Here is a 9,635-nt window from a genome sequence, read left to right as displayed (position 1 = left end):
CTGTGGTTAGGTTTTCAGTGTGCCCGGGGTGGTGCGGTCGACTCCCGGACCACCAGGCGAGTGGGCAGGATCACCGACGTGTCGCAGTCGGGGCTGTGCTGACCCGGGACGGGGCCCGGGGATCGGGCTTCGAGCGGGTCGAGCAGCATCCGGGCGGCCAGTCGGCCCTGCTCGGCGGCGGGCTGGGCGATGGTGCTGAGCCCGAGCATTCCGGCCAGGTCATGGTCGTCGATGCCGATGACGCTGACGTCCTGTGGCACCCGCAGCCCGGCGTCGCGCAGCGCGCCCATCGCGCCCATCGCCATCTCGTCGCAGGCGGCCACGATCGCGGTCGGTGGTTCACCGCGGGCCAGCAACTCGACGGTGGCCCGGGTGCCGCCGTCGATGGTGAAGGTGGACTCGACGTCGAGGCGCGGATCGGGCCGCAGACCTGCGGTCCGCAGCTCCGCCTGGTAGCCCCGACGGCGGTCGAGGTGGGTGGTGAACGCCAGCTCGTCGTCCGGGTCACCGGAGATGTGCGCGATCCGGTGGTGGCCGAGGTCGATCAGGTGGCGGGTGGCGGCCCGGGCGGCGGCCACGTCGTCGATGCGTACGCACGGCCAGTTGGGCACCCTGCTTCCCGAGCTGATGGTCACCCCGGGCAGTTCCAGGGCGGCGAGCGCGGTCAGGTCGGCCGGCCGCAGCGGGGTGGCGACCAGCATGATGGCGTCCACCCGCTTGTGCAGGTTGGCGGTCCGCAGGACCCGCTGGCGGACCTGCTCCCGACCACCCAGGTTGTAGAGCAGCAGGTCGTAGCCGGACTGGTGGAGGTACTCCTCGACCGACTCCACGATCGTGCTGAAGAACCAGCGGGTGATCCGGGGAACCACCACGGCGACGGTGCCGGTCCGGCCACCGGCGAGCCTGGACGCGCTCGGCGACACCTCGTAGTCGAGCTGCTCGGCGGCGGCGAGCACCCGGCGGCGAGTGGCGGCCGAGACCGTCGGCAACCCGCGCAGGGCCCGCGAGACGGTGGCCGTGGACACGCCGGCCAGTCGGGCCACATCATCAATCTTCGTCACGGTTTCCCCCGCTCGGTGCCCGGCACGCCCGCCGTCGCCCGAGGGGCCAGGCGACGGCGGGCGTGCGGGTCAGCCCTTGACGCTGCCGGCGAGCAGACCTCGCACGAAGAAGCGCTGCAGGGACAGGAAGACGATGAGCGGTACGACGATGGAGACGAACGCGCCGGCGGTGAGCCGCTGCCACTCGTTGCCCCGGGTACCGGCCATCTCGGCGAGCCGGACGGTGAGCGGGGCGGTCTCGTTGCCGCCACCGGCGAAGATCAGCGCCACCAGCAGGTCGTTCCAGACCCAGAGGAACTGGAAGATGCCGAACGCCGCCAGCGCCGGGGTGATCAGCGGCAGCACGATGGTCCGGAAGATCTTCGGGTGGGTGGCGCCGTCGACGCGGGCCGCCTCCATCAGGTCCCCGGGCAGCTGCGAGACGAAGTTGTGCAGCAGGAAGACGGCGAACGGGAGCGCGAAGCAGGTGTGCGCGAACCACACCTGGGCGAACTTCTGTTCGTCGACCAGGTCCCATGCCGGCATCAGGGTGATGCCGCCGAGGCTGACGCCGGTGGAGAAGAACTTCAGCAGCGGCACCAGGGCCATCTGCAACGGGACGATCTGCAGCGCGAAGATCGCGATGTAGAGCCAGTCCCGCCCGCGGAAGTTGATCCATGCCAGCGCGTACGCGGCCAGGGCCGCGAACGCGAGCGGGAAGAGCACCGACGGGATGGTGATGGCCAGCGAGTTGATGAAGTAGCTGGCGAGCTGCCCGGAGGACGACGACCGCCCGAACAGGACCTGCTGGTAGTTCTCCAGCGTGAACTGCGGGTTGGTGAACGCGGTCCACCAGCCGGTCGTCTTGATCTCGTCCTCGGGTCGGATCGACGAGATGAACAGACCGAAGGTCGGGACGGTCCAGACCACCGCGATGACGATCGAGACGAGCGTCGCGGTGCGGCTGTTCAGCCGCTTGCGGACCCGGCCGGCCGTGGTGGACGGGGTGCCGGCGGTCTTCTGTGTGCCGGCGGCGACGGTAGGCGTTTCGGTCGTCATCTCAGCCCTCCCGCTGCTGACGGAGGTTGCGGATCTGGTAGATCACGACCGGGATGACCAGGATGAACAGGAAGACCGCGAGTGCGGAACCCTGCCCGTTCTGGCCGTACCGGAACGCCTGGTTGTACATCTCGCTGGCGATCACGCTGGTGTCGTAGTTGCCGTTGGTCGAGGTCCGGACGATGTCGAAGACCTTGAGCGTGGCGATCGTGAGGGTCACCACCACGACGATCAGCGCCGGCCGGATGCTCGGCATGGTGATCTGCCAGAACATCTGCCACGGGCTGACCCCGTCGAGGCGGGCGGCCTCCACGATGTCGCCGGGGATCGCCTTGATCGCGGCGGAGAGCACCACCATGGCGAATCCAGCCTGGATCCAGACCATGATGACGATGAGCAGCAGCGTGTTCAGAGGTGATTCCAGCAGCCACTGCTTCGGCTCACCACCGAGGCTGACCACGATCTGGTTGAGCAGACCGATCTGGTCGCCCTCGCCCCGGTAGGCGTAGACGAACTTCCAGATGATGCTGGCGCCGACGAAGGAGATGGCCATCGGCAGGAAGATCAGTGACTTGGCCACCGCCTCGAACCGGGCCTTGTCCACCATCACGGCGTAGAGCAGGCCGAAACCGGTCGCGACCAGGGGGACCAGGAGCACCCAGACCAGGGTGTTGATCAGAACTCGGACGATCGAGTCGTCGGAGAACATCCAGCCGTAGTTGCGCAGCCCCACCCAGTTGGTGCTGCTCCCGTCCATCAGGGAGAGCAGCAGGGTGCGGATGGCCGGCACGACCAGGCCGATGAGGAGCAGCACCAGCGTCGGCAGCAGGAAGAAGAGCGCGAAGAGACCCTCCCGCGGCTTGGTCCGGCGGGGGAGCGGCGCCCCACCCGCCGAGGCGGCGACGAGCTGCGCCTCGCGTCTCCGGGCGAACCAGGCCGGCACGACGTCGAGCAGTAGGAGCAGACCGCCCACCACCACCACGAAGGCGACCAGCCCGTACATCAGCATGAGGAGCTTCGGCTGCTCATCGGCGAAGTCGAACCCCATCAACCCTCCCTCTCGGGTCCACCTCGGCCGGTGGCCCGGCCCCCGGCATCCGGCCGGGCCACCCCCGGGATAACTTAGGCCAGCTGCTCTCGATGCCCTGGAGCACCGGGGCGGTCTGCTTACCGTTCAGCCACTCGACCATGCCCTTCCAGAACGTTCCCGCGCCGACGGCGGCCGGCATCAGGTCGGATCCGTCGAAGCGGAAGGTGCCGGTCTTGTCCTGCAGGATCTGGACGGAGAGCTTGTCGATCGGGCTGGCCACGTTGGCGATGTCCAGCTTGTTGTTCGCCGTCACCCAGTTGCCGAGCTTCGCGCGGCTGTTGACGTACTCCGCCGAGGCGAGGTAGGTCTGCACCGCCTGGACCTCGGGACGGTCGGCGTAGGCGACGACGAACTCGCCCGCGCCCAGCACCGGCTTGCCCTTGGCCGGGTCGATGGCCGGGAAGTAGAAGGCGAACGCGTCGCCGTCCTCTGCCACCTTGGTGCCCTCGGGGAACTGGTTGGCGTAGAACGACGCCTGCCGGTGCATCGCGCACTTGCCGGTGGTGACCGGCACGCCCGCCTCCTGGAAGGAGGTGGTGGTGATGCTCTTGACGCCGCCGAAGCCGCCGTTGACGTACTTCTCGTTCTTGAGGATGGTGCCGGCGCGGTCGACCGCGTCGACGATCTTCGGGTCGTTGAACGGGATGCTGTGGGTGGTCCACTGGTCGTAGACCTCGGGGCCCTGCGTACGCAGGATGACGTCCTCGATCCAGTCGGTGGCCGGCCAGCCGGTGGCGTCACCGGACTCGACGCCCACGCACCACGGCTTCATGCCGCTGCCGGCGATCTTGTCGCTCAGGGCGATGAGCTGGTCCCAGGTGGTCGGAACCTCCCAGCCCTTCTCCTTGAACGTCTTCGGCGAGTACCAGACGAAGGACTTCACGTTGGCGCCGAGCGGCACGCCGTAGAGCGTCCCGTTGACGGTGCCGTACTTCAGCCAGTCGGCCGGCATGTTCTGCTCGGCGAGGGCCTTGGTGTCGGCGCTCAGGGACTTGAGCTTGCCGGCGTCCGCGAATCGCTTCACGAGGCCGGGCTGCGGCACGAAGGCGATGTCGGGGGCGTTGCCGCCGTCGACCCGGACGGGGAGCTGCGCCTCGAACTCGCCGCTGCCCTCGTACGCGATCTCGATGCCGGTGCACTCGGTGAACTGGGACCAGGAGCGCTCCAGCAGGTCGGCCTCGGCGTCACGGATGGACGCGTAGATCGAGACCTTCTTGCCGTCGTGGCCCTCGTACTTGTCGTATGCGGCGCACTCCGCGGAGCCCGCGTTGCTGCTCTTCTTGCCTTCGCCGGTGCCGCAGGCGGTGGCGCTGAGCGCCAGCCCGAGTACGCCGGCGATCACGAAGGCCTGGCGTGGTCTGGTAAAGACCGCCATGCCGTCCTCCTTCCTAGCCGGCGCGGTCGTGCTGGTGACCCGTCGCCGGTCCGATTGGGCGTGCACACATGTAAGCGCTTGCATCCGGTCCGGTCCACCCCCTGTCAGACACGAGCGAGTAACAATCCGGAAACCTGCGGGCTGCCTGGTGGGCGCGTTCCCGGCAGGAATCTCCGGCTCTTTCGAAGATTGACGATATCTGTCAGGCTGAGGCCACTTCATCGAAGGTTTTCGACATAGGAGGAGCTGTATGCGAAAGCGGTGGATCAGCCTGCTGGTGACGGGTCTGCTCGTCGGAGGCGTACTGGCCCCGGCGAGCCCGGCGCTGGCCGCACCGACCTTCAAGGTGCCCTTCCCGTGCGGCCAGTCCTGGTCCGGGCAGACCCGGTCGGGTCACAGTCCGGCGAACGCCGTCGACTTCAACCGCACCGACGACCTCGGCGACCCGGTCGTGGCCAGCGCCCCCGGCACCGTCGACCGGGTGACCGACCTGGGCGGCACCAGCTATGGCAAATACGTCCGAATCAACCACGGGGGCGGTTACAGCACCTACTACGCCCACCTCAACGGCTTCAACGTCTCGGTCGGCCAGACCGTCGGGTACGGCAAGGTGCTCGGCTGGGTCGGCAGCACCGGTGGCTCGACCGGCCCGCACCTGCACTACGAGCAGCGCCTCAACGGTGGCGACATCCAGGTGCGCTTCAACGGCACCCTCGCCCTCTACTGGGGCACCAAGACCTACACCAGCGACAACGGGTGCTCCTCGGGCAGCGGCAACGGCACGGTCGACACCAGCGGCACCCCGCTGACCGTCCGCTCCGGCCCCGGCACCGGGTACGCCTCGGTGGGCACCGTCGCCGACGGCACCCGGGTGACCATCGCCTGCCAGACCAGTGGCACCACGGTCACCGGCACGTACGGGACCAGCTCGATCTGGGACCGGATCGGCTCCGGCAGATTCATCGCCGACGCGTACGTGTACACCGGGCACGACGGCTACATCCCGGGCGTCCCGCGCTGCTGAGCGCGACGTCACGACGGTCTCCGACGGGCGAGTCGCCCGTCGGAGACCCCCGGGTCAGGAGTTCAGCCGCCAGATCGACAGGTTCAAGGCGGCGGCGAAGGTGACCCAGGCCCAGTAGGGCAGCAGCTGCGCGGTCGCGACCCGGGACACCCGGGCGAACAGCACCACGGTAAGGCCGATCGCCAACCACATCACCACGATCTCAGCGAACGCCAACCCGTACTGTCCCGCGCCGAAGAACAGCGGGGTCCAGATGGCGTTCAGCACCAGTTGGGCGCTCCACGCCCAGAGAGCGGGGGAGAAGCCGACCCGCCGCCAGACCAGCCAGCCGGCCACCGCGATCAGGGCGTACAGCAGCGACCAGACCGGGCCGAACAGCCATGAGGGCGGCGCCCAACCCGGCTGCCGCAGGCTCGCGTACTCGTCGGGGGTGCCCTGCACGCCCAGCCCGCCGATGGCGGCCGCGACGAAGACGACCGCCGCGAAGCCGACGAGGGCCCACCACTGTCGCCGACCGGAGGTCGTCGGAGCGTCCTGAGATCTCTCCATAGTCAAGATGTTTCCGCTTGGCGGCGGGTCAAACGCCCAGACAAGAAGACGCCGGGATCGCCGCAACCGGTGCTCCTGTCGGGAGGACGGAGCTCCGGTCGCGGCGACCCCGGCGGGTCCCGGTGGTACGACGTGCGGACGTCAATTGAAGATGCTGACACCACCCGGGCCGACCAACAGCCCGACGACGATGAGGACGATGCCCCACAGGATCTGCCGGCGGAACAGCGCGAGGATGCCGGCGACCACGAGTACGACTGCGAGAATCCAGAGAATCAGCTCCATGACCTCTGACTACCCGACCGGCCGATCGGGGAAACCTGGTCGGTGTCGAGTTGATCGCCGACGTGGAAGACGCTGTACGCCTGCTTGATCACCGGGTGTGCGACGTTGCGCACGCGTACCCCGCCGGGGGTCGTGCCACGCTCGGTGCCGGCGTGCGCGTGCCCGTGCAGGGCCAGCGCCGTGGGGGCCGAGTCGATCGCCTGCCCCAACTGGTACGACCCCAGGAAGGGGTAGATCTCCAGCGGTTCGCCGGCCAACGTGTCCGGTACGGGTGAGTAGTGGGTGAGTGCGACGAGCATGTCGCAGTCCAGCGAACGAAGCGCCGAGCCGAGGCGGTCGGCGCTCTCGTTGGTGGTCCGGACGAACGCCTTCATCTCCGGCTCGCCGAAGTCGCTCGCGCACCGCCCGGCGAACCCGCCACCGAAGCCCTTGACGCCGGCGATGCCGAGTCGGCCGCCCGCGCAGTCGAGCACGACGCCGTTGCCTTCCAGCACGGTGATTCCCGCGTCCTCCAGCACCTTGACCACCTGCGGCACCTGATCGCACTGGTGGTCGTGGTTGCCGAGCACGGTCACCACCGGCACGGCCAGGCCGCCGAACTCCTCTGCCACGCAACGCGCCTCGGCCTCGGTGCCGTGCCGGGTCAGGTCACCGGCCAGCAGCAGCACGTCGGCGCAGTCCGGCAGCTCCTCCAGCGCGGGGCGGAACCGGCCGACCACGTCCTCGTCCAGATGTACGTCGCCCACGGCGGCGATCCGGATCACCATGGAACCTCCCTCAGGGCAGTTGCTCGATCTCCGTGGGCGCCTGGGCGCGGATCACCCCGATGTCGCTGGTGATCGGCACGTCCGGGAAGCGCTCGGACACCCGGCGCAGGATCTCCTCCCGCCGGTGCGGGCTCTCCACCTCGCCGTAGAGCACGATGGCGCGCTCCCGCCGGACCACGGTGATTCCTTGCTCGGCGACGGCGGGGTCCTCGGCGAGGAGCCGCTGGATCTCCGCTTCGACGTACTCGTCCGGTGGCCCGGCGTCGATGTCGCGATGGTGGGTCACGATGTCCCCTCTCCGCTCGGGGTGCCGGTGGCCGGCACCACCTCCAGCCGGTCCAGCAGCACCAGGAACGCCTCGGCGTACGGCGAGTGCTGCGTCTCCTTGCGTACCCGTTCCCAGTCGATCTGTTCCCGCAGTGAGCGGGCCAGCGGCAGGCCACGGGCGAAGTCGCAGTAGTGCTGGGAGAAGCTGAGCAGCTTGTGCACCATCAGTTGGGTGGCGGACAGGACCGGCATGTGAATCGCGTCCACCGGCCGGATGACCGTGTCGCCGAACGTCTCCTCGGTCACCGGCGTCTCGATCGGCCGGTGGATCAGGTCCACCATCCGGCCGTCGTCGAAGACCTTCACCAGCCAGTCCTCCGGCGGGCGTTCGGCGACGAACCCGGCGGCCACCAGAGCCTCCAGCGCCTGTTCGACGTCGGCCTCCCGGATCAGGAAGTCGACGTCGTGATCGCTGGAGTGGCCCCCGTGGGCGTAGACCGCGAAGCTGCCGCCCAGGGCGAACGGAATCTCGGACTGCTTGAGCACGGCGGCGACCTTCTTGAGGGTGTGCACCAGACTCTCGTCCCCGCGCTCAGCCATCTGGTTCCTCCGTCGTCGTGTTGGTGGACCGGCGGTTGGATTTCGAACTCCGGTACCCGGCATTCCGGTCGGCCACACCTGCTGGTGTCGCGGTCGGGCGTCAACAGGGATGAACCATCACAAACCTCACGGACTAGGTGCGTGGGTCGGATAACCTGTGGAGAGTGGCCAGATCATCGGGGATGCGACGACGCAAGGCCCGATTGCGCACCGTCGCCCTGATCGGCATCGACGGTTCGGGCAAGACCACTCAGGCACACCGGCTGGCCGACGCGCTCAACGCCGCCGGGCGTCCCGCCACGTACCGCCGTAACGCCAGTGGCCGGCGCTGGCTCGGCCGGCTCGCCCACCGACTCGGTCGGCCCGACGCGCAACGGCTCGTCGGGCGCGACGGCGTGCTGGCGGTGGAGTCCGTGCTGCGCTGGCTCGCCATCGCCATAGCTCTGATCAGTTGCCTGCTCACCGGACGGACAGCGGTGATGGACCGCTACTCGGCCTGCCAGTACGCGAGCATCCGCGCGCACGGCGGGCAACGCTGGGAGCGGCTGGCACGGGCCGGCTACCGGCTCTTTCCGACGCCGCAGGTGACGTTCCTGCTCGCCGTCGACCCGGCGGAGGCGTACCGGCGGATCGAGGAGCGCGGCACCGACCACGAGACGATGGGCTGGCTGACCGCCGCCGACACCGCCTACCGTGCCCTCCCCGAATACCCGAGCTTCGTGCTGGTGGACGCGGGCCGCCCGGCCGAGGAGGTCACCGAGCAGATCCAGGCGCACCTGGAGACCTGGCTGCCGCCCTCCTCGTCGGTCCGGCCGCGAGACGAGGACCCGTTGGCGACTCAGGCCCGCCCGTAGACCGGGACGGTGGCGCCGCTGGTCGGAGCGGACTCCGCCGACGCGAGGAAGCGGATCACCGACGCGATCTCGGCCGGGGGCACCCAGCGCGAGTGGTCGGCGTCGGGCTGGGCGGCCCGGTTGGCCGGGGTGTCGATGACGCTGGGCAGCACGGTGTTGCAGCGCACACCGCGGTGCCGGTACTCCACCGCGACCGCGTTGGCGAAGGCCAGCACCGCCGCCTTGGCCGTCACGTAGCCGGCCGCGCCGGGGAACGGGGCGACCGCCGCGCGGGCCGAGACGCAGACCACCGCGCCACCGCCGGCCGATTCCAGGTGCGGCAGCGCGGCCTGGGTGACCAGGTAGGTCGGTCGCAGGTTGACGGTGAGCATCCGCTCGAAGACCTCGACCGGCGTCTCGTGTACCAGGCCACCGCTGGCGTACCCACCGACCAGGTTGACGACGGCCCGCAGGGGCGCCGTCGGTTCGCCGGCGCCGACCTTGACCGCCCGCGTCACGTCGACCGGATCGCTCAGGTCCGCGACCAGTCGGACCACGCCCGCCGCCGGCTCCGACCCGGGCCGGGCTTCCCGCTCCGGTACGACCACCCGCCAGCCCGCCTCGACGAAAGCGGCCACGACCGCCCCGCCGAGCCCGCCGGTCCCCCCGGTCACCAACACGCTGCGCCCCACCATGCGCCCACGCTAGCGCCCCACCCCGCGCCCCCGCCGCCTCCCCACGCTCCC

Annotated in this window: 11 protein-coding genes and 1 pseudogene; 2 read left to right on the top strand and 10 right to left on the bottom strand. The window is 69.5% G+C overall.

Annotated elements, in window-relative coordinates; translation table 11 throughout:
- Nucleotides 1-14 precede the first annotated feature (14 nt).
- The 4 genes and pseudogenes from ABGB10_RS15730 to ABGB10_RS15715 form a co-directional block, all read right to left on the bottom strand.
- Nucleotides 15-1,061, bottom strand: coding sequence for a LacI family DNA-binding transcriptional regulator (locus ABGB10_RS15730; RefSeq protein ID WP_347661574.1), 1,047 nt, complete (start codon nucleotides 1,059-1,061; stop codon nucleotides 15-17).
- 69 nt (nucleotides 1,062-1,130) lie between these two features.
- On the bottom strand, nucleotides 1,131-2,099 hold the full coding sequence (locus tag ABGB10_RS15725; protein WP_347661573.1) for a carbohydrate ABC transporter permease: 969 nt from the start codon (nucleotides 2,097-2,099) through the stop codon (nucleotides 1,131-1,133).
- Between the two features lies 1 nt (nucleotide 2,100).
- Nucleotides 2,101-3,147 carry a sugar ABC transporter permease gene (locus tag ABGB10_RS15720; RefSeq protein WP_347661572.1) on the bottom strand — a complete coding sequence of 349 codons (1,047 nt, stop codon included), beginning with the start codon at nucleotides 3,145-3,147 and terminating at the stop codon, nucleotides 2,101-2,103.
- 76 nt (nucleotides 3,148-3,223) lie between these two features.
- Nucleotides 3,224-4,564 (bottom strand): annotated as a pseudogene (locus ABGB10_RS15715) (ABC transporter substrate-binding protein); the annotation flags it as partial.
- A gap of 250 nt (nucleotides 4,565-4,814) precedes the next feature.
- On the opposite strand from ABGB10_RS15715, the gene ABGB10_RS15710 reads away from it, so the two are divergent.
- Entirely contained in the window at nucleotides 4,815-5,588 is a 774-nt protein-coding gene (locus ABGB10_RS15710; protein ID WP_347661571.1) for a peptidoglycan DD-metalloendopeptidase family protein, read from the top strand.
- Between the two features lie 54 nt (nucleotides 5,589-5,642).
- On the opposite strand, the gene ABGB10_RS15705 is transcribed toward ABGB10_RS15710, so the two are convergent.
- The 5 genes from ABGB10_RS15705 to ABGB10_RS15685 all read right to left on the bottom strand — a co-directional run bounded on the left by ABGB10_RS15705 (nucleotide 5,643) and on the right by ABGB10_RS15685 (nucleotide 8,119).
- Nucleotides 5,643-6,137 carry a TspO/MBR family protein gene (locus ABGB10_RS15705; RefSeq protein ID WP_347661570.1) on the bottom strand — a complete coding sequence of 165 codons (495 nt, stop codon included), beginning with the start codon at nucleotides 6,135-6,137 and terminating at the stop codon, nucleotides 5,643-5,645.
- 141 nt (nucleotides 6,138-6,278) lie between these two features.
- Nucleotides 6,279-6,422, bottom strand: a complete 144-nt coding sequence (locus ABGB10_RS15700; protein ID WP_007464364.1) for a GPGG-motif small membrane protein — start codon at nucleotides 6,420-6,422, stop codon at nucleotides 6,279-6,281.
- A complete protein-coding gene (locus ABGB10_RS15695) occupies nucleotides 6,413-7,189 on the bottom strand; it encodes a metallophosphoesterase (RefSeq protein WP_347661569.1) in 777 nt (258 codons plus the stop codon). The genes ABGB10_RS15700 and ABGB10_RS15695 overlap by 10 nt, the downstream gene beginning before the upstream one ends.
- Nucleotides 7,190-7,199: 10 nt before the next feature.
- Nucleotides 7,200-7,475 (bottom strand): hypothetical protein, encoded by a 276-nt coding sequence (locus tag ABGB10_RS15690; RefSeq protein ID WP_278141342.1) that lies wholly within the window; start codon nucleotides 7,473-7,475, stop codon nucleotides 7,200-7,202.
- Nucleotides 7,472-8,119 (bottom strand): nucleotidyltransferase, encoded by a 648-nt coding sequence (locus tag ABGB10_RS15685; RefSeq protein ID WP_347661568.1) that lies wholly within the window; start codon nucleotides 8,117-8,119, stop codon nucleotides 7,472-7,474. Before ABGB10_RS15685 ends, ABGB10_RS15690 begins: the two co-directional genes overlap by 4 nt.
- Nucleotides 8,120-8,238: 119 nt before the next feature.
- Here ABGB10_RS15685 and ABGB10_RS15680 point away from each other — a divergent pair, with 119 nt between their 5' ends.
- Nucleotides 8,239-8,910 (top strand): dTMP kinase, encoded by a 672-nt coding sequence (locus tag ABGB10_RS15680; RefSeq protein ID WP_347661715.1) that lies wholly within the window; start codon nucleotides 8,239-8,241, stop codon nucleotides 8,908-8,910.
- Here ABGB10_RS15680 and ABGB10_RS15675 read toward each other — a convergent pair.
- Nucleotides 8,895-9,584, bottom strand: a complete 690-nt coding sequence (locus ABGB10_RS15675; RefSeq protein WP_347661567.1) for an SDR family NAD(P)-dependent oxidoreductase — start codon at nucleotides 9,582-9,584, stop codon at nucleotides 8,895-8,897. The two genes, ABGB10_RS15680 and ABGB10_RS15675, sit on opposite strands and share 16 nt — an antisense overlap.
- Between the last annotated feature and the right edge of the window lie 51 nt (nucleotides 9,585-9,635).

The sequence above is a fragment of the Micromonospora sp. B9E7 genome (genome assembly GCF_039871815.1).
Lineage (GTDB): Bacteria > Actinomycetota > Actinomycetes > Mycobacteriales > Micromonosporaceae > Micromonospora.
This window is presented reverse-complemented; position numbering and strand designations above follow the sequence as displayed.